This window comes from Yoonia sp. 67-2 (assembly GCF_035117555.1).
Taxonomy (GTDB): Bacteria; Pseudomonadota; Alphaproteobacteria; order Rhodobacterales; family Rhodobacteraceae; genus Yoonia.
In genome coordinates this window covers 39,826-62,009 of record NZ_JAYKPK010000006.1, presented here as the reverse complement: position 1 = coordinate 62,009, position 22,184 = coordinate 39,826, and the positions used below count along the sequence as shown (strand labels likewise).

The window sequence follows — 22,184 nt, the reverse complement described above, 5'->3', positions numbered from 1 at the left end:
AACCTGTCTTAGCGGTGGGCCATGCGTGGCCTGCGTCTTGGGCTGGTTGAAAAGTCGGGAGGCGGCCGGTGGGACGGCAGCCACGAATAGACTTGAAACCCCTCGTCAAATGGACGCGGCAGCGCAGCCCGGGCGCTGTTCGTTCGAGAGACAAACAAAAGGTGATATCGCACATGGCTTCCTCCTTCCTTGGTCAGAAACGCCTGCGCAAGTATTACGGCAAAATCCGTGAAGTGCTTGAAATGCCGAACCTCATTGAGGTTCAGAAATCTTCCTATGATCTGTTCCTGCGTTCCGGCGACAGTGAAACACCGCTTGACGGCGAAGGCATCAAGGGTGTGTTCCAGTCGGTTTTCCCGATCAAGGATTTCAACGAAACCGCTGTGCTGGAATTCGTGAAATACGAGCTTGAAAAGCCAAAATACGACGTCGAAGAATGTATGCAGCGCGACATGACATATGCCGCCCCGCTGAAGGTCACGCTGCGCCTGATCGTGTTCGAAGTGGACGAAGACACAGGATCTAAATCCGTCAAGGATATCAAGGAACAAGACGTGTTCATGGGCGATATGCCTCTGATGACGCCGAACGGCACCTTTGTAGTGAACGGCACAGAGCGCGTGATCGTCTCCCAGATGCACCGTTCGCCCGGCGTGTTCTTTGATCATGACAAAGGCAAAACCCATTCCTCGGGCAAATTGCTGTTTGCTTGCCGGATCATTCCCTATCGCGGCAGCTGGCTCGATTTCGAATTTGACGCCAAGGACCTTGTGTTCTGCCGGATCGACCGTCGCCGCAAACTGCCTGTGACCACCCTGCTTTATGCGCTGGGTCTGGACCAGGAAGGCATCATGAATGCCTATTACAACACCGTCGATTTCAGCCTTGATAAAGAGGCGAATGCCTGGACCACGAAGTTCTTCCCGGAACGCGTCCGTGGCACACGCCCGACTTATGATCTCGTTGATGCAGCGACTGGTGAAGTCATCGCCAAAGCAGGCGAGAAAGTCACACCACGGTCTGTCAAGAAACTGATCGACGACGGCAAGGTCAAAAACCTGCTGGTACCTTACGAACATATCGTCGGCAAATATGTCGCCCGTGACATCATCAACGAAGAAACCGGCGCGATCTATGTCGAGGCTGGCGATGAGTTGACGCTGGAAATGGACAAGGCTGGCGACGTTGTTGGCGGCACCCTGAAAGAACTGATCGACGCCGGGATCACCTCGATCCCGGTTCTGGACATCGATAACATCTCTGTCGGCGGATATATCCGCAGCACGATGGCGGCGGATAAGAACATGAACCGGGAAACCGCGCTCATGGATATCTACCGCGTTATGCGTCCGGGTGAACCACCAACCGTTGATTCCGCCTCTGCCCTGTTTGACACGCTGTTCTTTGACAGCGAACGCTACGATCTGTCTGCCGTTGGCCGGGTCAAGATGAACATGCGTCTGAACCTGGATGCCGAAGACACGATGCGCACACTGCGCCGCGAAGACATCGTCGCCTGTATCAAGGCGCTGACGGAATTGCGCGACGGTCGCGGTGATATTGACGACATCGACCACCTGGGTAACCGCCGCGTGCGGTCTGTCGGCGAATTGATGGAAAACCAGTACCGCGTCGGTCTGCTGCGCATGGAACGCGCTATTAAGGAACGCATGTCATCCGTCGAAATCGACACGGTGATGCCGCAGGATCTGATCAACGCGAAACCTGCCGCTGCTGCTGTGCGCGAATTCTTCGGCTCCAGCCAGCTGTCGCAGTTCATGGACCAGACGAACCCACTGTCCGAAGTGACGCACAAGCGTCGCCTTTCGGCGCTTGGGCCCGGTGGTTTGACCCGCGAACGTGCCGGTTTTGAGGTCCGCGACGTGCACCCGACCCATTACGGCCGGATGTGCCCGATTGAAACGCCGGAAGGTCCGAACATCGGTCTGATCAACTCGCTGGCCACCTTTGCCCGCGTGAACAAGTACGGCTTCATCGAAACGCCATATCGCAAGGTCGTGGACGGCAAAGTGACGGATGATGTGCAATACATGTCTGCCACCGAAGAAATGCGTCACACTGTGGCGCAGGCCAACGCCTCGATGAACGATGACGGATCGTTTGCGAATGATCTGGTTTCGACCCGTGTGAACGGCGACTACACGCTGGCCCCACGCGAAAATGTCGATCTCATCGACGTATCGCCGAAACAGCTGGTCTCGGTTGCGGCATCGCTGATCCCGTTCCTGGAAAATGATGACGCCAACCGTGCCTTGATGGGCTCGAACATGCAGCGTCAGGCCGTGCCTTTGCTGCAGGCCGAAGCGCCGCTGGTCGGCACCGGGATCGAAGAAGTCGTGGCGCGTGACAGCGGTGCGGCGATCATGGCGAAACGCGCCGGTGTCATCGATCAGGTCGATGCACAGCGGATCGTGATCCGTGCCACATCCGATCTGGAACTGGGTGATGCGGGCGTCGATATCTACCGCATGCGCAAATTCCAGCGGTCCAACCAGAACACCTGCATCAACCAGCGTCCGCTGGTAAAGGTGGGTGACACGGTCCAGAAAGGTCAGGTCATCGCCGATGGTCCGTCAACCGATCTGGGCGAACTGGCACTGGGCAAGAACGTGGTCGTCGCGTTTATGCCTTGGAATGGCTACAACTACGAAGACTCGATCCTGATTTCTGAACGCATCGTGCGCGACGACGTCTTCACCTCGATCCATATCGAGGAATTTGAAGTCGCCGCTCGTGACACGAAACTCGGGCCAGAGGAAATCACCCGCGATATCCCCAATGTCGGCGAGGAAGCTTTGCGCAACCTTGACGAGGCGGGCATCGTCTATATCGGGGCCGAGGTTGGGCCTGCGGATATTCTGGTCGGCAAGATCACCCCAAAAGGCGAAAGCCCGATGACGCCGGAAGAAAAGCTGCTGCGCGCCATCTTCGGTGAAAAAGCCTCCGACGTGCGTGACACTTCCTTGCGCCTGCCGCCCGGTGACTTTGGTACCGTGGTCGAAGTGCGTGTGTTCAACCGTCACGGCGTGGAAAAAGACGAACGTGCGCTCCAGATCGAGCGTGAAGAAGTCGAACGCCTGTCGCGCGACCGTGATGACGAACTCGCGATCCTCGACCGCAACATCTATGCCCGTCTGTGGGATATCATTGGTGGCAAGAAAGCTGCCAAAGGTCCCAAAGGCTTCAAGGCCGGGTCTGTTGTGACCGAAGAAAGCGTTGCAGATCTGAGCCGTGGCCAGTGGTGGCAATTGGCGATGGAAGACGAATACGATGCAAAAATCGTCGAAGCCTTGCATGAGCAATACGGTATCCAGAAAAAAGTCATGGATGCACGGTTCGAAGATAAGGTCGAAAAAGTCCGTCGCGGCGATGATCTGCCACCTGGTGTGATGAAGATGGTCAAAGTCTTTGTCGCGGTGAAGCGCAAGCTGCAGCCGGGCGACAAGATGGCTGGCCGTCACGGCAACAAAGGTGTGATCTCCAAGGTCGTGCCGATGGAAGACATGCCGTTCCTCGCGGATGGCACACCGGTCGACTTCTGTCTGAACCCGCTGGGCGTGCCATCTCGGATGAACGTCGGTCAGATCCTTGAAACCCATATGGGTTGGGCTGCGCGGGGTCTGGGTATCCAGATCGACGAGGCTTTGTCAGAATACCGCCGGTCCGGCGATCTGACACCTGTGCGTGAAGCGATGAAAATCGCCTATGGCGACGATGTCTACGACGAAGGCATCGCCGGTATGGACGAGGCTGATCTGATCGAATCCGCTGGTCACGTGACCCGCGGTGTGCCAATCGCGACACCCGTCTTCGACGGCGCGAAAGAGGCTGACGTAAACGATGCGCTGACGCGTGCCGGTTTCGACACCTCGGGTCAGTCGGTTCTGTTTGACGGTCGCACCGGCGAACAGTTCAGCCGCAAGGTGACGGTGGGGATCAAATACCTGCTGAAATTGCACCACTTGGTCGACGACAAGATCCACGCACGTTCCACCGGACCTTACAGCCTTGTCACGCAGCAGCCATTGGGTGGTAAAGCCCAGTTCGGTGGCCAGCGTTTCGGGGAAATGGAAGTCTGGGCATTGGAAGCTTATGGCGCGGCTTACACCTTGCAGGAAATGCTGACTGTGAAGTCGGATGACGTGGCAGGGCGGACGAAAGTCTATGAAAGCATCGTCAAAGGCGAGGATAATTTCGAGGCTGGCGTGCCTGAATCCTTCAACGTGCTGGTGAAAGAAGTCCGGGGCCTCGGCCTCAATATGGAACTCCTGGATGCGGAGGACGAGGAATAAGGCGGACGATGTCGGGGTAAACCCCGACCTACGCTGCCGGTAGGGCGGGGTTCTCCCCGCCCCCTCACTCCACCGCACCCCAATTCAAGGAATTGACGATGAACCAGGAACTGACAAACAACCCGTTTAACCCGGTTGCCCCGGCAAAGACGTTTGACGAAATCAAGGTGTCTCTGGCATCGCCCGAACGGATCCTGTCGTGGTCCTTTGGCGAGATCAAGAAGCCCGAAACCATCAACTACCGTACCTTTAAACCTGAGCGGGACGGCCTGTTCTGCGCGCGTATCTTTGGCCCGATCAAGGATTACGAATGCCTGTGCGGCAAATACAAGCGCATGAAATATCGCGGCGTTGTCTGCGAAAAATGCGGCGTGGAAGTGACCCTGCAAAAGGTCCGCCGCGAACGCATGGGCCATATCGAACTGGCTGCACCTGTCGCGCATATCTGGTTCCTGAAATCGCTGCCATCCCGCATCGGCCTGATGCTGGACATGACCCTGCGCGATCTGGAACGGATCCTCTATTTCGAAAACTACGTCGTGATCGAACCCGGCCTGACGGATCTGACCTATGGCCAGTTGATGACCGAAGAGGAATTCAACGACGCCCAAGACCTTTACGGCATGGATGCATTCCAGGCCAATATCGGCGCAGAAGCGATCCGCGAAATGCTGGCTCAGATCGATCTGGAATCAGAGGCTGAACAACTGCGCGCCGATCTGAAAGTGGCGACAGGCGAATTGAAGCCCAAAAAAATCATCAAGCGTCTGAAGATCGTCGAGAACTTTCTTGAATCCGGCAATCGCCCGGAATGGATGGTCCTGACCGTGATCCCCGTGATCCCGCCAGAACTGCGCCCGCTGGTCCCGCTGGACGGTGGCCGTTTCGCGACATCTGACCTCAACGATCTCTATCGTCGTGTGATCAACCGGAACAACCGTTTGAAGCGTCTGATCGAATTGCGTGCGCCTGATATCATCGTGCGCAACGAAAAGCGCATGTTGCAGGAATCCGTCGATGCCTTGTTCGACAACGGCCGTCGTGGTCGGGTGATCACGGGTGCCAACAAGCGTCCGCTGAAATCCCTGTCCGACATGCTGAAAGGTAAGCAGGGTCGTTTCCGGCAGAACCTTTTGGGCAAACGCGTCGACTTTTCCGGTCGTTCGGTCATTGTGACCGGTCCGGAACTGAAGCTGCACCAGTGCGGGTTGCCCAAGAAAATGGCGCTCGAACTGTTCAAACCGTTCATCTATTCGCGGCTGGAGGCCAAGGGCCTGTCCAGCACCGTGAAACAGGCCAAGAAACTGGTCGAAAAAGAACGGCCAGAGGTCTGGGATATTCTGGATGAGGTGATCCGCGAACACCCCGTCATGCTGAACCGTGCGCCGACCCTGCACCGTTTGGGCATTCAGGCGTTCGAACCTGTCCTGATCGAAGGCAAGGCGATCCAGCTTCACCCGCTGGTTTGTTCCGCCTTCAACGCCGACTTTGACGGTGACCAGATGGCTGTCCACGTCCCGCTGAGCCTTGAGGCCCAGTTGGAAGCCCGCGTGCTGATGATGTCCACGAATAACGTGCTGTCGCCCGCCAACGGCGCGCCGATTATCGTGCCGTCGCAGGATATGATCTTGGGTCTCTATTACACCACGATCATGCGGGAAGGCATGAAGGGCGAAGGCATGTCCTTCAGCAACATCGACGAAGTCGAACATGCGCTGACCGCAGGCGAGGTGCATCTGCACGCCAAGATCACCGCGCGGATGATCCAGATCGACGACGAAGGCAACGAGGTGCTGACGCGCTTTGAAACCACGCCGGGCCGTCTGCGTCTGGGTGTCTTGCTGCCGCTCAATGCGAAAGCACCGTTCAGTCTGGTCAACCGCTTGCTGCGCAAGAAAGAAGTCCAGCAGATCATTGATACCGTCTACCGCTATTGCGGCCAGAAGGAATCGGTCATCTTCTGTGACCAGATCATGACCATGGGCTTCCGCGAGGCGTTCAAGGCTGGCATTTCGTTCGGCAAAGACGACATGGTTGTGCCTGACACCAAATGGGCGCTGGTCGATGAAACCCGCGAACAGGTCAAAGACTTTGAACAGCAGTATATGGACGGCCTGATCACTCAAGGTGAAAAGTACAACAAAGTCGTCGACGCTTGGTCCAAAGCCAACGACAAGGTCACCGATGCGATGATGACCACGATTTCGACCGCTGGCCGCGAGGCTGATGGCTCGGAATCGGAGCCGAACTCGGTCTATATGATGGCCCATTCCGGTGCGCGTGGTTCGGTCACGCAGATGAAACAGCTGGGCGGGATGCGCGGCCTGATGGCCAAGCCGAACGGCGAAATCATCGAGACGCCGATCATCTCGAACTTCAAGGAAGGTCTGACCGTTCTTGAGTACTTCAACTCGACCCACGGTGCCCGTAAGGGTCTGTCGGATACCGCGTTGAAGACAGCGAACTCCGGTTATCTGACCCGTCGTCTGGTCGACGTGGCACAGGATTGCATCGTCCGTCAGGTCGATTGCGGGACTGATCGTGCGATCACTGCGGAAGCAGCGGTCAATGATGGGGAAGTTGTGTCGTCCCTGGCCGAACGCGTCCTTGGTCGTGTGTCCGCTGATGACGTCCTGCGCCCCGGCACCGATGAGGTGATCGTGGAAGCAGGTGAACTGATCGACGAACGCAAGGCCGACATGATCGATGCCGCTGCCATTGGCAAAATGCGCATCCGCAGCCCGCTGACCTGCGAAGCTGAAGATGGCGTTTGCGCGATGTGTTACGGTCGTGACCTGGCGCGCGGTACCCGCGTGAACCTTGGTGAAGCTGTCGGCATCATCGCCGCACAATCCATCGGGGAGCCCGGCACACAGCTGACGATGCGGACCTTCCACATCGGTGGCGTTGCCCAAGGTGGCCAGCAATCGTTCCTGGAGGCGTCGCAGCCCGGTAAGGTCACATTCCGTAACGCTATGTTGCTGGAAAATGCCGCTGGCGAAAACGTCGTCATGGGCCGGAACATGGTGATCGCCATCGTCGGTCCAGAAGGCGAAGATCGCGCCACCCACAAGGTCGGCTATGGTTCCAAGGTTCTGGTCAAAGAAGGGCAGGAAGTTCTGCGCGGCGATAAATTGTTCGAATGGGACCCCTACACCCTGCCGATCATCGCCGAAAAGTCCGGTACGGCCAAGTATGTCGATCTGGTCAATGGGATTGCCGTGCGGGAAGACACCGATGATGCAACGGGCATGACCCAGCGCATCGTGTCCGACTGGCGTGCAGCGCCCAAGGGCAATGAGTTGGCACCAAAGATCATCGTGGTCGGCGCCGATGGGGAAGTCGTGTTGAAAGACGATGGCAACCCTGTGTCCTACGGCATGTCGGTTGACGCGGTTTTGTCCGCAGAAGACGGGCAAGAGGTCAAGGCCGGCGACGTCATTGCGCGTATTCCGCGTGAAGGTGCCAAGACCAAGGACATCACCGGTGGTCTGCCGCGTGTGGCCGAATTGTTCGAAGCCCGTCGTCCAAAGGATCACGCGATCATCGCCGAAATCGACGGCTATGTGCGCTTTGGCAAGGACTACAAGAACAAGCGCCGCATCGCGATCGAAAGTGCCGATGATCCGGACGTGAAGGTCGAATACATGGTGCCCAAGGGCAAGCACATTCCCGTGGTGGAAGGTGACTTTGTCCAGAAGGGCGATTACATCATGGACGGCAACCCAGCCCCGCACGATATTCTTGCGGTCATGGGTGTCGAGGCCTTGGCGGACTACATGATCGACGAAGTGCAGGACGTGTATCGCTTGCAAGGTGTGAAGATCAACGACAAGCATATCGAAGTCATCGTGCGTCAGATGCTCCAGAAATGGGAAATCCAGGACAGCGGTGACACGGTTCTGCTGAAAGGCGAAACCGTCGATAAGGCTGAATTCGACGAGGCGAATGCCAAGGCGATCAAGCGCGGCGACCGTCCGGCAACGGGCGAGCCGATCCTGCTTGGGATCACCAAAGCATCGCTGCAGACACGTTCGTTCATCTCGGCGGCGTCGTTCCAGGAAACCACACGGGTGCTGACCGAAGCATCGGTGCAGGGCAAGCGGGACAAGCTGATCGGTCTGAAAGAAAACGTCATCGTCGGTCGTCTGATCCCGGCAGGCACCGGTGGGGCAACCCAGCAGATGCGCAAGATCGCAGCGGATCGCGACAATGTCGTCATCGAAGCCCGCCGTGAAGAGGCCGAACAGGCCGCAGCACTCGTCGCACCTGTGCGCAGTGAGGAAACCGATGTCTTTGGTGCCCGCACCGAGACACCGGAAGACGACGCGTAAGCATCACGTCCCATGACTTGCAAAGGCCCTCGTGAAAACGGGGGCCTTTTGCTTTTGGTGAAACCCTCTGGCACTGGTCTGGCCGCGCTGATAGGTCACTGGCATGGCAGTGATTTCCGACAATATCCGGGGTGCGTTACTGATGGTGGGGGCGATGACTGCCTATACCGTCAACGATGCCTTCATGAAGGCGGCGTCGGATGAAATCCCGTTGTTTCAGGCGGTTCTGTTTCGTGGCATCGGCGCGATCATCTGCCTGACGATCATGTGCCGCTATCTGAACCAATTGCATTTCAACCTGCCGCGGCGCGACTGGGGTCTGATCCTGTTGCGCACGGCGGGCGAGCTTGGCGGCACCTATTTCTTTCTGACCGCTTTGTTCAACATGCCCATCGCCAATGTCGCCGCGATCATGCAGGCGCTGCCATTGGTCGTCGCCTTGGCGGCAACCCTGTTTCTGGGCGAGGCCTTGGGCTGGCGCCGGTTTTCGGCGATTGCCGTGGGATTCATCGGCGTTGTCTTCATCATCCAGCCGGGGGGCGAAGATTTCAGCGCCTATAGTTTCTATGCCTTGGCTGCCGTTGCCTGCGTCACCCTGCGCGATCTGGCGGTGCGGCGGATGTCAGTGCAGGTGCCTGCGGTCTTCATCGCGCTGATCGCGGCGATTGGGGTGACCCTGTTGGGGGCGATCGGGTCGCTGTTCATCACCTGGGGCAGTTTCAGCACCACATCGGTGATGCAGCTTGGCGGTGCGACGGTTTTCCTGATCTTCGGCTATGTGTTTTCGGTCAGCGCAATGCGCTCGGGCGAGATCAGCTTTGTCGCGCCGTTCCGCTATACCGGGCTGTTGGTGGCGCTGATCCTCGGCATGGCGGTGTTCGATGAATGGCCCAACGTCCTGACCCTGATCGGGGCAAGCATCGTCGTCGCCACAGGGCTGTTCACCTTGTGGCGCGAACAGCAGCTGCGGATCCGGCACAATCTGGCACCGGACCGGATCCGCTGATCGCTTACCTGTTCCCGAAGAACACGCCGTCAATGCCAAGATTGACATCGCCGACAGCCGCCCCATTCACAGTGCCGAACACCGCATCGCCGCGCCCGCGATCATCGCGCACGCTGCCTTGCATGTTCAGGTTCACATCCGAGCTAAAGGCCGACCCCCCGGATTCAACCCCGGTGATCGTCCCGGCGGCACCGGCCAGAATCGCGCCCTGATCTTCAAAACCGCCAATGGTCAGATTGCCTCCCAGCGCCTGGTCGGGCCGCCCGTTCTGATCGATGAGGTTGAGGTTTGAAATCGACCCGCCGACCCGGTTGGTGTTGAACCCGACGACCATTGACATATCGCCCAACATGCTGCCTTGCAGGTCGCCACTGATATCAGCACCTACCTGACCATTATAGGTCGCGGAGCCAAAGGGCAGGTCACCGACCCGGGTTTCCGGCAGGCGGCTGACGCGCGACGCATCGGCAAAGGCGCGGTTGATATCGCGGTTGCTGATCGTCGGCGGCGCAGGCGAGGTGCATCCGGCAACGATCAGACAGGCCGCCAAAGCGGGGAAAAGTGGTTTCATATCTGGTTTCTCCATCTGGCCCGGGAGTCGATTCTTGCAAGATTGCGTGCCGGGCGCTGCGTTGTGTGCCGCGATAGAGCGCCGATCCGTGTTGCTATGCAATAACCGCCTGTTTTTGCAGGCCACGCAACGCACGGTGGGGCAGGCGGGCCCTGTTGACAGCTTGCGCGCAAGGCCCTATACGCCGCACATCCGGACAGGGATTATTCCCTTTTTACCCGATATCACATCTGTCGTGGCCAAGAGCCGGGCGATTATAGCCTTGTTCCTCTGGATACAGACCGCACCGAACCTCCGGTAAGGGTTCGACGCGGAATTTTTGTGCTTTTCACACCTGAAAAGCATTTTTGAAACCCGCGTTTGCCGGACGCATATATGTGAATAGATGGGAACATCACACGATGCCAACGATTCAGCAGCTGATCCGCAAGCCGCGCCAGCCGAAGATTATCAAATCCAAGTCGCAGCACCTGGAATCCTGCCCACAAAAACGCGGCGTCTGCACGCGCGTTTACACCACCACACCCAAAAAGCCGAACTCGGCTATGCGGAAAGTCGCAAAAGTGCGTCTGACCAATGGTTTTGAGGTCATCTCTTACATCCCCGGTGAAAGCCACAACCTTCAGGAACACTCTGTGGTTCTGATCCGCGGCGGCCGTGTAAAAGACCTTCCCGGTGTGCGTTACCACATTCTGCGCGGTGTGCTTGATACCCAAGGCGTCAAGAACCGTAAACAGCGCCGGTCCAAATATGGCGCGAAGCGTCCGAAGTAAGGGAAAGATCACATGTCACGTCGTCACGCCGCTGAGAAGCGCCAAGTCCTGCCAGACGCCAAGTTTGGTGATATCGTTCTGACAAAGTTCATGAACAACCTGATGGTTGACGGCAAAAAAGCCGTTGCCGAACGCATCGTCTATAACGCGTTTGATCGCGTTGAAGGCAAGCTGAAGAAATCGCCTGTGGAAGTGTTCCACGAGTGTCTGGACAACATCAAACCATCCGTCGAAGTGCGTTCGCGCCGCGTCGGTGGTGCGACCTATCAGGTGCCCGTCGAAGTCCGCCCAGAGCGGCGCGAAGCGCTGGCGATCCGTTGGCTGATCGCTGCTGCGAAAAAGCGCAACGAAAACACGATGGAAGAACGCCTTGCAGGCGAGCTGATGGATGCGATCCAAGGCCGCGGCACTGCCGTGAAAAAGCGCGAAGACACCCATAAGATGGCCGACGCGAACAAAGCGTTCAGCCATTACCGCTGGTAAGAGGGACGAACCGATATGGCACGCGACTATCCACTCGAACGGTACCGTAACTTTGGTATCATGGCGCACATCGATGCAGGTAAGACCACTTGCACCGAGCGGATCCTTTTTTACACCGGCAAATCCCACAACATCGGTGAGGTGCATGATGGCGCCGCAACGATGGACTGGATGGAGCAGGAACAGGAACGCGGCATCACGATCACCTCTGCTGCGACCACGACGTTCTGGCAGCGTCAGGATGATCCGTCGGCTGACGGCATCTCCGACACCAAGTTCCGCATGAACATCATCGACACGCCCGGCCACGTTGACTTCACCATTGAAGTTGAACGGTCTTTGGCTGTGCTCGACGGTGCGATCTGTCTGCTCGACGCCAACGCCGGTGTTGAACCGCAGACCGAAACCGTCTGGCGTCAGGCTGACCGGTACAAAGTGCCGCGGATCGTTTTCGTCAACAAGATGGACAAGATCGGCGCTGACTTCTTCAACTGCGTCAAGATGATCGCTGACCGGACCGGCGCCGTGCCTGCGCCAATCCAGCTGCCGATCGGTGCAGAGACCGAGCTGGAAGGCATCATCGATCTCGTGACCATGGAAGAATGGGTTTACTTGGGTGAAGATCTGGGCGCGTCCTGGGTCCGTCAGCCAATCCGTGACAGCCTGAACGACATGGCGCTGGAATGGCGCAGCAAGCTGATCGAGCTGGCTGTCGACATGGATGACGACGCGATGGAAGCCTATCTCGACGGGCAAGAGCCTGACGTGGACACACTCCGTTCGCTGATCCGCAAAGGCACGCTGGCGATGAAATTCGTCCCGATCCTGGCCGGTTCTGCGTTCAAAAACAAAGGTGTGCAGCCGCTGTTGAACGCTGTCATCGACTATCTGCCAAGCCCGATGGACGTTGTCGATTACATGGGTTTCCGCCCCGGTGACGAGACTGAAACTCGCTCTATCCCGCGCCGTGCGGATGACACCATGCCATTCTCTGGTCTGGCGTTCAAAATCATGAACGACCCATTCGTCGGTTCCTTGACCTTTACCCGGATCTATTCAGGTAAACTGAACAAGGGTGATGCGATGCTGAACTCGACCAAAGGCGGTAAGGAACGCGTTGGCCGGATGATGATGATGCATGCCATCAACCGCGAAGAAATCGACGAAGCCTGGGCCGGTGACATCATCGCGCTGGGTGGTCTGAAGAACACGACAACCGGCGACACGCTTTGTGACCCGCAGGACCCTGTCGTTCTCGAAACGATGACCTTCCCAGAGCCCGTGATCGAAATCGCGGTCGAGCCTAAAACCAAGGCCGACCAAGAGAAAATGGGCATCGCGCTGGCACGTCTGGCAGCCGAGGATCCATCCTTCCGCGTGGAAACTGACTTTGAATCCGGTCAGACCATCATGAAGGGCATGGGCGAATTGCATCTCGACATTCTGGTCGACCGCATGAAGCGTGAATTCAAGGTCGAGGCCAATATCGGTGCGCCACAAGTGGCTTACCGCGAAACAATCGGCCATGAAGTCGAACATACCTATACTCACAAGAAGCAATCTGGTGGGTCCGGTCAGTTCGGTGAGGTCAAATTGTTGATCCAGCCCACACTTCCTGGCGAAGGCTATTCGTTTGAATCCCGCGTTGTCGGTGGTTCGGTGCCAAAGGAATATATCCCCGGCGTCGAAAAAGGGATCAAATCGGTCATGGATTCCGGTCCATTGGCAGGTTTCCCTGTGATCGACTTCAAAGTGGCCTTGCTGGAAGGCAAGTATCACGATGTGGACTCCTCGGTCCTCGCCTTCGAGATCGCAGCACGGATGTGTATGCGTGAAGGGATGCGCAAGGCCGGTGCGAAACTGCTTGAGCCGATCATGAAAGTCGAAGTTGTGACACCGGAAGAATATACCGGTGGCATCATCGGCGATCTGACATCGCGTCGTGGTATGGTGCAGGGTCAGGACAGCCGCGGCAACGCGATTGTCATCGACGCCTTCGTGCCGCTGGCGAATATGTTCGGCTACATCAACACCTTGCGGTCGATGTCGTCCGGTCGGGCCAACTTCACAATGATCTTCGATCATTATGAGCCGGTGCCGCAGACGATCAGCGACGAGATCCAGAAGAAATACGCTTAACGGTGCGGCGGGGATAACCCCGCCCTACCATCCCCCGTAGGGCGGGGTTTTTCCCGCCGCCCCAAACATCAAGTTGAAGGAGCCAGACCATGGCAAAGGCAAAGTTTGAACGGAATAAACCGCACGTGAACATCGGCACGATTGGCCACGTTGACCACGGCAAAACCACATTGACCGCAGCGATCACCAAATATTTCGGTGATTTCAAAGCCTATGATCAGATCGACGGCGCGCCTGAAGAAAAGGCACGTGGCATCACCATTTCGACCGCCCACGTCGAATACGAATCCGAGAGCCGTCACTACGCCCACGTCGACTGCCCCGGCCACGCTGACTATGTCAAAAACATGATCACCGGTGCTGCCCAGATGGACGGCGCGATCCTGGTCGTGAACGCTGCTGACGGCCCGATGCCCCAGACACGCGAGCATATCCTGCTCGGCCGTCAGGTCGGCATCCCTTACATGGTTGTCTACATGAACAAGGTCGATCAGGTCGACGACGAAGAGCTGCTCGAACTGGTCGAGATGGAAATCCGCGAGCTGCTGTCCAAATACGACTACCCCGGCGACGACATCCCCGTCATCCCCGGCTCGGCCCTGCATGCGATGAACGGCACCGAGCCTGCAATCGGTGAAGAATCGATCCGCAAGCTGATCGCGGCTGTCGACGAATATATCCCGACACCAGCACGTGCAGTTGACCTGCCGTTCCTGATGCCGATCGAGGATGTCTTCTCGATCTCCGGCCGTGGTACAGTTGTGACCGGTCGTGTGGAACGCGGTGTGATCAACGTCGGCGACGAAATCGAAATCGTCGGTATCCGCGACACCAAGAAAACCATCTGTACCGGCGTGGAAATGTTCCGCAAATTGCTGGACAGCGGTCAGGCTGGCGACAACATCGGTGCGCTGCTGCGCGGTGTGGATCGTGAAGGTGTTGAGCGCGGTCAGGTTCTGTGCAAGCCCGGTTCGGTCAAGCCACACACCAAGTTTGAAGCAGAAGCCTATATTCTGACCAAGGAAGAAGGCGGCCGTCACACACCGTTCTTCGCAAACTACCGCCCGCAGTTCTACTTCCGTACAACGGATGTGACCGGGACTGTGGTTCTGCCTGAAGGTACGGAAATGGTGATGCCCGGCGACAACCTGAAGTTCGAAGTCGAACTGATCGCACCAATCGCCATGGAAGACGGCCTGCGCTTCGCGATCCGCGAAGGCGGCCGGACCGTCGGCGCCGGTGTTGTGTCGAAGATCCTGCTGTAAGGCGCGGCTTGCGGCCTTCGGGCCGCAAACGCGACTGGCGGGTGGCAGGGACTTTTGCGCAGCAAAAGTGCCCGAGAACCCGCTCAGTTCTGTCTGGCACAAGTAAGGTGCGTCAAGACGCACCCTACATCAAACGAAAGGCCGCTCCCAAAAGGGGCGGCCTTTTGCGTTTCACCGCCGCTTGCGGGTTTTCACATCATCGAAAACCGGCGTGATCGCTGCGGCGATCAAGGCTGCGGCCAGCGGCAAGGTCGCAGCATAGCCCAAGGCCTGAAACCCGATCGCGCCGGTCAATCCGCCAACAAAGAACGATACCAGCAGAATCGCCAGCATCGGCATCCGCTGTGGCGTTGGGACAAAGCTGGCATTACGCGCGCTGCGGCGAAACAGCCAGCGCCCCAGGTCGATCCCCAGATCGGTAGCAATGCCGGTGACATGGGTGGTGCGGATCACCGCGCCGGAAATCTTGGTGATCACCGCATTCTGCAGCCCCATCACAAAACACAACAGCAAGATTGTGACGGTGACAAAGACGCCCTGCATTTCGGCGATCTGGGTTCCGAGGATACCGAAGGCCATCAGCAGCGAAGCCTCTACCAGCAGCAGGATCGCATATTCGCTTTGCAATTGCCGGCTACGCGCATAATTCACTAAAAGTGCAGTGACAGCCGCCCCGCTGACGAAGGTCGCCAGACAGAGCAGCCCGAACAGCGCGATCCGATAATGCCCCAGCGCAATCAGATCCGCCATTTCGGATACGATCCCCGTCATATGGGACGTATATTGCTGCACCGCCAGAAACCCGCCTGCATTGATGGCACCGGCTACAAAGGCCAACAGATATCCAAGATTGCGGTTCCCCGATTCGGTGCGGCTTGCGCCGGTCAGATGCCGCGACAGATTCCTTACCATTCTGGTGCCTTTCGTACTGCATCCGCGCCCAAAACTGGTGTAGATGCACGGCAACAGCACCACCAATAGCCCACAAACGCAAGGCCGCGCCGATCTTGCGCAAATGCGCAATCAGCCCTTGCCAGACAGGGCGCTTGTCCCTATACGGCCCCAATCCGATCAAGGGTACGCCATGCGTGCCCTTTTTATGTTGGACCAAAAGACGCGATGAGGGTTCTGGATGAGCCATGATCCTCCTCTCCGATCTAGACCCTATCAAAGGGGTGATGAAATGGCAGCCAGCCAAACCATCCGTATCCGCCTTAAGGCGTTTGATTTCCGGGTGCTCGATGCGAGCACTGCAGAAATCGTTAGCACAGCCAAGCGCACTGGCGCATCTGTGCGCGGCCCGATCCCACTGCCGAACAAGATCGAAAAGTTCACTGTTCTGCGCGGCCCGCATATCGACAAGAAATCCCGCGATCAGTTCGAGATCCGCACGCATAAGCGTCTGCTCGACATCGTTGACCCGACACCGCAAACCGTGGACGCGCTGATGAAGCTCGACCTGGCTGCTGGCGTCGACGTCCAGATTTCCGTGTAAGGAGGATTACTGATGCTCCGTACAGGACTTATCGCAAAGAAACTGGGCATGACTCGGTTGTTCATGGAAGACGGGCGGCAGATCCCTGTCACCGTTCTTTCGCTCGAAAACCTGCAGGTTGTTGCACAGCGCACCGCTGACAAAGACGGCTATGTCGCTGTCCAGCTGGGTGCTGGTGCTGCCAAGGCAAAGCGTACAAGCCAGGCCATGCGTGGCCATTTTGCGGCTGCCAAGGTCGAACCAAAGCGCAAGGTTGCCGAATTCCGCGTTGCCCCCGAAAACATGATCAACGTCGGTGAAACCATCACCGCGAACCATTATTTCGAAGGTCAGTTCGTGGACGTGTCCGGCACATCCATTGGTAAAGGTTTTGCCGGTGCGATGAAACGGCACAACTTTGGCGGTCTGCGTGCATCGCACGGTGTGTCCGTCAGCCACCGTTCGCACGGTTCCACTGGCCAGTGTCAGGATCCGGGCAAGGTGTTCAAAGGCAAGAAAATGGCCGGCCACATGGGCTCTGCCCGCGTGACCACCCAGAACCTGCAAGTGATCCGCACCGATGCCGACCGTGGCTTGATCATGGTCAAAGGCGCTGTTCCCGGTTCGCGTGGCGGCTGGGTGACGTTGAAGGATGCGGTCAAAAAGCCGACACCTGAAAACGTGATGTACCCTGCTGGTCTGAAGTCGCTGGATGAAGAAGCCAAGCGTCTTGCCGAAGAGGCCGCTGCTGCCGCTGCTGCTGAAGAAGCCGCTGCTGCAAAAGCCGCTGCTGAAGCAGAACAGGCCGCACTGGAAGCTGCTGAGAAAGAATTGGCAGAAGGCGCGAACACCGTCGATGAAACCAACGCTGTTGAGGGTGGTGACAAAAATGAAGGCTGATGCAATCAATCTGGAAGGCGCAAAGGCCGGTTCCGTCGAATTGAACGACGCGATCTTTGGTCTGGAGCCACGCAAGGACATCTTGCACCGCGTTGTCCGCTGGCAGCGCAACAAGGCTATGGCAGGTACGCACGACGTGCTGGGCCGGTCGGAAGTGTCCTATTCCACCAAGAAGATCTATCGCCAAAAAGGCACTGGTGGCGCACGTCACGGGTCTAAAGGCGCGCCGATCTTCCGTCACGGTGGTACCTACAAGGGCCCGACCCCACGCAGCCACGCGCATGAGCTGACTAAAAAGTTCCGCGCGCTGGGTCTCAAGCATGCTCTGTCCGCGAAAGTTGCGGCAGGTGAGCTGGTGATCGTGGACAGCATCGATGTGACGGACGCAAAAACCTCGGTTCTGGCCAAAATGGTCGGGTCTTTGGGGTGGAAACGTGCGCTGATCATCGACGGGGCCGAAGTGAACGAAAACTTCGCCCGCGCAGCCGCCAACATCGAAACCCTGAACGTTCTCCCATCCATGGGTGCCAACGTTTACGACATCCTGAAGTCGGACACGCTCGTCCTGACCAAAGCAGGCGTCGCAGCACTGGAGGCTCGTTTGTCATGAGCGTGAAAGCCGAACATTACGACGTGATCCGCAAGCCGATCATCACGGAAAAGGCAACCATGGCTTCTGAAGCCAATGCGGTTGTGTTTGAAGTGGCGATCGACGCCAACAAACCCCAGATCAAACAAGCCGTCGAGGCGCTGTTTGGTGTGAAGGTCAAGGCCGTGAACACGTCGATCACCAAAGGCAAAGTCAAACGTTTCCGCGGTGCCCTGGGTACCCGCCGGGACGTGAAGAAAGCCTATGTGACCCTAGAAGCAGGCAACACGATTGATATCTCTACCGGGCTGTAAGGTTTGGGTGAGGTTGAATAAAGAGAGGCCCTCGCGGGAACGCGGGGGCTTTTTTGTTTGCTAGATGATGTGGCGTTTCTGCTAAGATGCAATGGTCAAAGTCCCAGGATGAATCATGATTGAACTTTTCAAGTTTATTAGTTTTCTTTTGACTGCAGCCTTTGGGGTTTACGGCTCACTCGTGGACTTTAGACGGTCAGACGGGCGTATCTCTCTTCGTGGCAAGATCGGTATAAGTGGGGTTCTTGCATCGGCGGCGCTTGCTGCGTGTCTACAAATTCTTCAAGATCGGCAAGCTACCCGTGATTTGGCACGAATTGTTGACGCAAATACAGAGATTCTCTCTGAGATGGCTCGAATAAGCTATTCATTTAACAATATTACAGTTGACTACCTGCTTGAGCCGGATTGGGAATTGGAACCGTTTGATGAGGTGTGGCGTGAAATTTCGAATAAATTCGTGGATGATAGGCCGTCATTTGGTTCAGCGAGTTTGGCATTGGATGATCCCGGATACATTACTTTAGCGAATACGCTTTGCTACATGACAGCTGATTTACTTTTTTTTAAGACCCATCCGATTGATGAACTATTCGCCTATAGCTCGTCTGACCAATTTGGTGCGCATGGTGAAGACCTAAAGATTCGTCTCAATAATCCATGCTGGACTGAACAGTTCTTCGAACCTAAGCCGTTTCAGTTTACCTTTGAAAAAGCATTTGATGGATTAAGGCGCTTAAGTTATCCGCGCACCGCAACTGTTATTTCTACCGATACGCAGAATTGGCGCGGTAACGGCAACCTTATATCTTTAAGTGATTTGGAGGGATCGCAGCTTTTGATTGTAGTTACATCGTCTGGCATGCCAGTTGGAAGTGATTTTGAAGAGTTAAATAGACTGCGGTGTTCAATTTTTCTACGTGAGTTGGTAATTGGACTCCCAAATGGAATATCCCTAGCTTTTGATACTGAAAACGTCGAGTTGTTTAGTGCTGGAAGAGGTTATCGAGCTTATGAGCATCTGTTCTTGGGCGACGCTGCTGAGATCGTAAGTGCCTTATACTATGATAGAACAAAGCAACTTTTTTCATCGCGATGACACTTTGATGCCTCTAACCCCACACCCCCTTGCCACCCAACCCCCTCCCCGTTATACGCCACCAATCGCCCGGCCTCGGATTCGTTCCGGGGCCTTGTGTATTGTGCGGATGCGCGGTTCAGACCGAGCAATCGTAGGTCGGGGTTCACCCCGACACCCTTCACTTGGGGACCTTCGGGGCCCTGTAAACCATCGTCCCGGATGACACCGGGACGCCAAGCAAACGGAAGAAGCTAACATGGCACTCAAGTCGTACAAACCGACGACGCCGGGCCAGCGCGGGCTGGTGCTGATCGACCGTTCGGAGCTTTGGAAAGGTCGCCCTGTCAAGGCCCTCACAGAGGGTCTGACCAAATCGGGCGGACGGAACAACACCGGACGGATCACAATGCGTCGCATTGGTGGGGGCGCAAAGCGTCTTTACCGTATCGTCGATTTCAAGCGCAACAAGCTGGATATGAAAGCTGTTGTCGCGCGGATCGAATACGATCCGAACCGGACAGCATTCATTGCGCTGATCCAGTACGAAGACGGCACCCAGACCTATATTCTGGCGCCGCAGCGTCTGGCTATCGGTGACAAGGTCATCGCATCCGCCAAGGCTGACATCAAGCCGGGCAACGCGATGCCTTTCTCGGGCATGCCCATCGGGACAATCGTTCACAACATCGAACTCAAGGCAGGCAAAGGCGGCCAGATCGCCCGTGCAGCCGGCACCTACGCCCAATTCGTGGGTCGTGATGGTGGCTATGCGCAGATCCGCCTGTCGTCGGGCGAATTGCGTCTGGTCCGCCAGGAATGCATGGCGACCGTCGGTGCCGTGTCGAACCCCGACAACAGCAACCAGAACATCGGTAAGGCCGGTCGTAACCGTCACAAGGGCATCCGCCCATCTGTGCGCGGTGTCGCGATGAACCCGATCGACCACCCGCATGGTGGTGGTGAAGGCCGGACATCCGGTGGTCGGACGCCTGTGACCCCATGGGGTAAGGATACCAAAGGTACCCGTACCCGTAACAAGAACAAAGCATCGCAGCGCCTTATCGTGCGCGCGCGTCATGCCAAGAAGAAGGGTCGGTAATTATGGCTCGTTCCGTATGGAAAGGCCCGTTCGTCGACGCCTATGTCTTGAAAAAGGCAGAAGCGACGCGCGAAAGCGGCCGCAACGAAGTGATCAAGATCTGGTCGCGTCGTTCCACTATCCTGCCTCAGTTCGTTGGTCTGACCTTTGCGGTCTACAACGGCAAGAAGCATATCCCTGTCAACGTCACGGAAGACATGATTGGTCAGAAGTTTGGTGAATATTCGCCAACACGGACCTATACAGGTCACGCCGCCGACAAAAAAGCGAAGCGGAAATAAGCCATGAGCAAGGATAAAAATCCCCGCCGCGTGGCCGATAACGAAGCAATGGCAAAACTGCGCATGCTCCGTACTTCCCCGCAAAAGCTGAACCTGGTTGCTGCGCTGATCCGTGGCAAGAAAGTCGAAAAGGCCCTGCAGGACCTGACTTTCTCGAAAAAGCGGATCTCGGACGATGTGAAGAAATGTCTTCAGTCGGCCATCGCCAATGCCGAAAACAACCATAACCTGGATGTTGACGCTTTGGTCGTTGCAGAAGCTTATGTCGGTAAGAACCTGATCATGAAGCGTGGCCGCCCCCGGGCGCGTGGCCGTTTCGGCAAGATCGTGAAGCCGTTTTCAGAACTGACCATCAAGGTGCGTCAAGTTGAGGAGCAATCATAATGGGTAATAAAGTCAACCCAATCGGGATGCGTCTTCAGGTCAACCGCACCTGGGACAGCCGCTGGTTCGCAAATACCCGCGAATATGGCGACCTGTTGTTGGAAGACCTCAAGATCAAGGCGTTCATCCGCAAGGAATGTGCGCAGGCCGGCATCAGCCGCGTGATCATCGAACGTCCGCACAAAAAGTGCCGCGTCACGATCCATGCGGCCCGTCCCGGTGTGATCATCGGCAAGAAAGGTGCAGACATCGAAGGTCTGCGTCAGAAACTGGCCAACCTGACCAAGTCGGAACTGCACCTCAACATCGTTGAAGTCCGCAAGCCCGAACTGGACGCAGCCCTTGTTGCTGAATCCATCGGTCAGCAGCTGGAACGCCGGGTGTCTTTCCGTCGTGCGATGAAACGTGCTGTGCAGAACGCGATGCGTATGGGCGCCCTGGGGATCCGGGTCAATCTTGCTGGTCGTCTGGGCGGTGCTGAAATCGCGCGGACCGAATGGTATCGTGAAGGTCGGGTGCCGCTGCATACTTTGCGTGCGGATATCGACTATGCGCTGTTCGAAGCCATGACACCTTACGGGATCATCGGCATCAAGGTCTTCATCTACAAAGGTGAGATTATGGAGCATGACCCGCAAGGCCACGACCGTAAACATGCCGAGCTTCAGGAAGGCGCTATCCCGCGCGGTCCTGGCGGCCCGCGTCGCGACAGGTAAGGAGTAGAGAAGATGCTGCAACCAAAGCGCACGAAACACCGCAAGCTGCACAAAGGCCGCATTCGGGGCGAAGCCAAGGGCGGGTCTGACCTGAACTTTGGCACATATGGCCTGAAAGCGACCGAGCCAGAGCGGATCACCGCACGCCAGATCGAAGCCGCGCGTCGCGCCATGACGCGTCACATGAAGCGTCAGGGCCGGGTCTGGATCCGGATTTTCCCGGATCTGCCTGTGACATCCAAGCCCATCGAAGTACGTATGGGTAAAGGTAAAGGCTCGATCGATTTCTGGGCATGCAAGGTCAAACCCGGCCGCGTGATGTTCGAAATCGACGGCGTCAGCGAAGAAGTCGCCCGCGAGGCCCTGCGCCTTGCCGCGATGAAACTGCCGATCAAGACACGCACCGTGGTGCGCGAAGACTGGTAAGTCGGGGTTAACCCCGACCTACGGGTCCAGGACATA

The 22,184-nt window shown here is 57.0% G+C and carries 19 protein-coding genes; 17 read left to right on the top strand and 2 right to left on the bottom strand.

Annotated elements, in window-relative coordinates; genetic code table 11:
• The first annotated feature begins 173 nt into the window (after positions 1–173).
• The 3 genes from rpoB to VOY09_RS11210 all read left to right on the top strand — a co-directional run bounded on the left by rpoB (position 174) and on the right by VOY09_RS11210 (position 9,653).
• A complete protein-coding gene (gene rpoB, locus VOY09_RS11220) occupies positions 174–4,313 on the top strand; it encodes a DNA-directed RNA polymerase subunit beta (protein WP_322896021.1) in 4,140 nt (1,379 codons plus the stop codon).
• A gap of 98 nt (positions 4,314–4,411) precedes the next feature.
• A complete protein-coding gene (gene rpoC / locus VOY09_RS11215; RefSeq protein WP_322896019.1) occupies positions 4,412–8,647 on the top strand; it encodes a DNA-directed RNA polymerase subunit beta' in 4,236 nt (1,411 codons plus the stop codon).
• Positions 8,648–8,750: 103 nt separating this feature from the next.
• Positions 8,751–9,653, top strand: coding sequence for a DMT family transporter (locus VOY09_RS11210; RefSeq protein ID WP_322896018.1), 903 nt, complete (start codon positions 8,751–8,753; stop codon positions 9,651–9,653).
• A gap of 4 nt (positions 9,654–9,657) precedes the next feature.
• Here the strand turns inward: VOY09_RS11210 and VOY09_RS11205 are convergent, their stop codons facing one another.
• Positions 9,658–10,224 (bottom strand): hypothetical protein, encoded by a 567-nt coding sequence (locus VOY09_RS11205; RefSeq protein ID WP_322896016.1) that lies wholly within the window; start codon positions 10,222–10,224, stop codon positions 9,658–9,660.
• Positions 10,225–10,625: 401 nt separating this feature from the next.
• Between VOY09_RS11205 and rpsL the strand changes: the two genes are divergently transcribed.
• The 4 genes from rpsL (at position 10,626) to tuf (ending at position 14,884) form a co-directional block, all read left to right on the top strand.
• Positions 10,626–10,997, top strand: a complete 372-nt coding sequence (gene rpsL, locus VOY09_RS11200) for a 30S ribosomal protein S12 (RefSeq protein ID WP_322896014.1) — start codon at positions 10,626–10,628, stop codon at positions 10,995–10,997.
• Positions 10,998–11,009: 12 nt separating this feature from the next.
• Positions 11,010–11,480 carry a 30S ribosomal protein S7 gene (gene rpsG / locus VOY09_RS11195; RefSeq protein ID WP_322896012.1) on the top strand — a complete coding sequence of 157 codons (471 nt, stop codon included), beginning with the start codon at positions 11,010–11,012 and terminating at the stop codon, positions 11,478–11,480.
• A 15-nt stretch (positions 11,481–11,495) separates the two neighbouring features.
• Complete coding sequence (gene fusA / locus VOY09_RS11190) at positions 11,496–13,619, top strand: elongation factor G (protein ID WP_322896010.1); 2,124 nt, start codon at positions 11,496–11,498, stop codon at positions 13,617–13,619.
• An 89-nt stretch (positions 13,620–13,708) separates the two neighbouring features.
• A complete protein-coding gene (tuf, locus tag VOY09_RS11185; RefSeq protein ID WP_323811280.1) occupies positions 13,709–14,884 on the top strand; it encodes an elongation factor Tu in 1,176 nt (391 codons plus the stop codon).
• A 171-nt stretch (positions 14,885–15,055) separates the two neighbouring features.
• Here tuf and VOY09_RS11180 read toward each other — a convergent pair whose 3' ends face one another.
• Positions 15,056–15,796 carry a YoaK family protein gene (locus VOY09_RS11180; protein ID WP_322895944.1) on the bottom strand — a complete coding sequence of 247 codons (741 nt, stop codon included), beginning with the start codon at positions 15,794–15,796 and terminating at the stop codon, positions 15,056–15,058.
• Positions 15,797–16,067: 271 nt separating this feature from the next.
• On the opposite strand from VOY09_RS11180, the gene rpsJ reads away from it, so the two are divergent.
• The 10 genes from rpsJ to rplP all read left to right on the top strand — a co-directional run bounded on the left by rpsJ (position 16,068) and on the right by rplP (position 22,148).
• Positions 16,068–16,379: a 30S ribosomal protein S10 gene (gene rpsJ / locus VOY09_RS11175; RefSeq protein ID WP_087212326.1), complete on the top strand. Its 312-nt coding sequence runs from the start codon at positions 16,068–16,070 to the stop codon at positions 16,377–16,379.
• 12 nt (positions 16,380–16,391) lie between these two features.
• Positions 16,392–17,258 carry a 50S ribosomal protein L3 gene (gene rplC, locus VOY09_RS11170; protein ID WP_322895940.1) on the top strand — a complete coding sequence of 289 codons (867 nt, stop codon included), beginning with the start codon at positions 16,392–16,394 and terminating at the stop codon, positions 17,256–17,258.
• Complete coding sequence (rplD, locus tag VOY09_RS11165; protein WP_322895945.1) at positions 17,248–17,868, top strand: 50S ribosomal protein L4; 621 nt, start codon at positions 17,248–17,250, stop codon at positions 17,866–17,868. The genes rplC and rplD overlap by 11 nt, the downstream gene beginning before the upstream one ends.
• Positions 17,865–18,161 (top strand): 50S ribosomal protein L23, encoded by a 297-nt coding sequence (locus VOY09_RS11160; protein WP_322895938.1) that lies wholly within the window; start codon positions 17,865–17,867, stop codon positions 18,159–18,161. The genes rplD and VOY09_RS11160 overlap by 4 nt, the downstream gene beginning before the upstream one ends.
• A gap of 115 nt (positions 18,162–18,276) precedes the next feature.
• Positions 18,277–19,260, top strand: a complete 984-nt coding sequence (locus VOY09_RS11155) for a hypothetical protein (RefSeq protein ID WP_322895937.1) — start codon at positions 18,277–18,279, stop codon at positions 19,258–19,260.
• Positions 19,261–19,498: 238 nt separating this feature from the next.
• Positions 19,499–20,341 (top strand): 50S ribosomal protein L2, encoded by an 843-nt coding sequence (gene rplB / locus VOY09_RS11150; RefSeq protein WP_322895935.1) that lies wholly within the window; start codon positions 19,499–19,501, stop codon positions 20,339–20,341.
• 2 nt (positions 20,342–20,343) lie between these two features.
• Complete coding sequence (gene rpsS / locus VOY09_RS11145) at positions 20,344–20,622, top strand: 30S ribosomal protein S19 (RefSeq protein ID WP_322890528.1); 279 nt, start codon at positions 20,344–20,346, stop codon at positions 20,620–20,622.
• Between the two features lie 3 nt (positions 20,623–20,625).
• Positions 20,626–21,006 (top strand): 50S ribosomal protein L22, encoded by a 381-nt coding sequence (gene rplV, locus VOY09_RS11140; protein WP_007206610.1) that lies wholly within the window; start codon positions 20,626–20,628, stop codon positions 21,004–21,006.
• A complete protein-coding gene (rpsC, locus tag VOY09_RS11135) occupies positions 21,006–21,722 on the top strand; it encodes a 30S ribosomal protein S3 (protein WP_322895933.1) in 717 nt (238 codons plus the stop codon). The genes rplV and rpsC overlap by 1 nt, the downstream gene beginning before the upstream one ends.
• 12 nt (positions 21,723–21,734) lie before the next feature.
• Complete coding sequence (gene rplP, locus VOY09_RS11130; protein ID WP_213395666.1) at positions 21,735–22,148, top strand: 50S ribosomal protein L16; 414 nt, start codon at positions 21,735–21,737, stop codon at positions 22,146–22,148.
• Positions 22,149–22,184: the final 36 nt, after the last annotated feature.

Bases quoted from the DNA above. Each gene is read 5' to 3' on its own strand.
- rpsJ (WP_087212326.1), top strand. From the start codon at position 16,068: ATGGCAGCCAGCCAAACCATCCGTATCCGCCTTAAGGCGTTTGATTTC.
- rpsL (WP_322896014.1), top strand. From the start codon at position 10,626: ATGCCAACGATTCAGCAGCTGATCCGCAAGCCGCGCCAGCCGAAGATT.
- fusA (WP_322896010.1), top strand. From the start codon at position 11,496: ATGGCACGCGACTATCCACTCGAACGGTACCGTAACTTTGGTATCATG.
- rplC (WP_322895940.1), top strand. From the start codon at position 16,392: ATGCTCCGTACAGGACTTATCGCAAAGAAACTGGGCATGACTCGGTTG.
- rplB (WP_322895935.1), top strand. From the start codon at position 19,499: ATGGCACTCAAGTCGTACAAACCGACGACGCCGGGCCAGCGCGGGCTG.
- rpsS (WP_322890528.1), top strand. From the start codon at position 20,344: ATGGCTCGTTCCGTATGGAAAGGCCCGTTCGTCGACGCCTATGTCTTG.
- VOY09_RS11160 (WP_322895938.1), top strand. From the start codon at position 17,865: ATGAGCGTGAAAGCCGAACATTACGACGTGATCCGCAAGCCGATCATC.
- rpsG (WP_322896012.1), top strand. From the start codon at position 11,010: ATGTCACGTCGTCACGCCGCTGAGAAGCGCCAAGTCCTGCCAGACGCC.
- VOY09_RS11210 (WP_322896018.1), top strand. From the start codon at position 8,751: ATGGCAGTGATTTCCGACAATATCCGGGGTGCGTTACTGATGGTGGGG.
- rplD (WP_322895945.1), top strand. From the start codon at position 17,248: ATGAAGGCTGATGCAATCAATCTGGAAGGCGCAAAGGCCGGTTCCGTC.
- rpoC (WP_322896019.1), top strand. From the start codon at position 4,412: ATGAACCAGGAACTGACAAACAACCCGTTTAACCCGGTTGCCCCGGCA.
- VOY09_RS11180 (WP_322895944.1), bottom strand. From the start codon at position 15,796: ATGGTAAGGAATCTGTCGCGGCATCTGACCGGCGCAAGCCGCACCGAA.
- VOY09_RS11155 (WP_322895937.1), top strand. From the start codon at position 18,277: ATGATTGAACTTTTCAAGTTTATTAGTTTTCTTTTGACTGCAGCCTTT.
- VOY09_RS11205 (WP_322896016.1), bottom strand. From the start codon at position 10,224: ATGAAACCACTTTTCCCCGCTTTGGCGGCCTGTCTGATCGTTGCCGGA.
- rplP (WP_213395666.1), top strand. From the start codon at position 21,735: ATGCTGCAACCAAAGCGCACGAAACACCGCAAGCTGCACAAAGGCCGC.
- rplV (WP_007206610.1), top strand. From the start codon at position 20,626: ATGAGCAAGGATAAAAATCCCCGCCGCGTGGCCGATAACGAAGCAATG.
- rpoB (WP_322896021.1), top strand. From the start codon at position 174: ATGGCTTCCTCCTTCCTTGGTCAGAAACGCCTGCGCAAGTATTACGGC.
- tuf (WP_323811280.1), top strand. From the start codon at position 13,709: ATGGCAAAGGCAAAGTTTGAACGGAATAAACCGCACGTGAACATCGGC.
- rpsC (WP_322895933.1), top strand. From the start codon at position 21,006: ATGGGTAATAAAGTCAACCCAATCGGGATGCGTCTTCAGGTCAACCGC.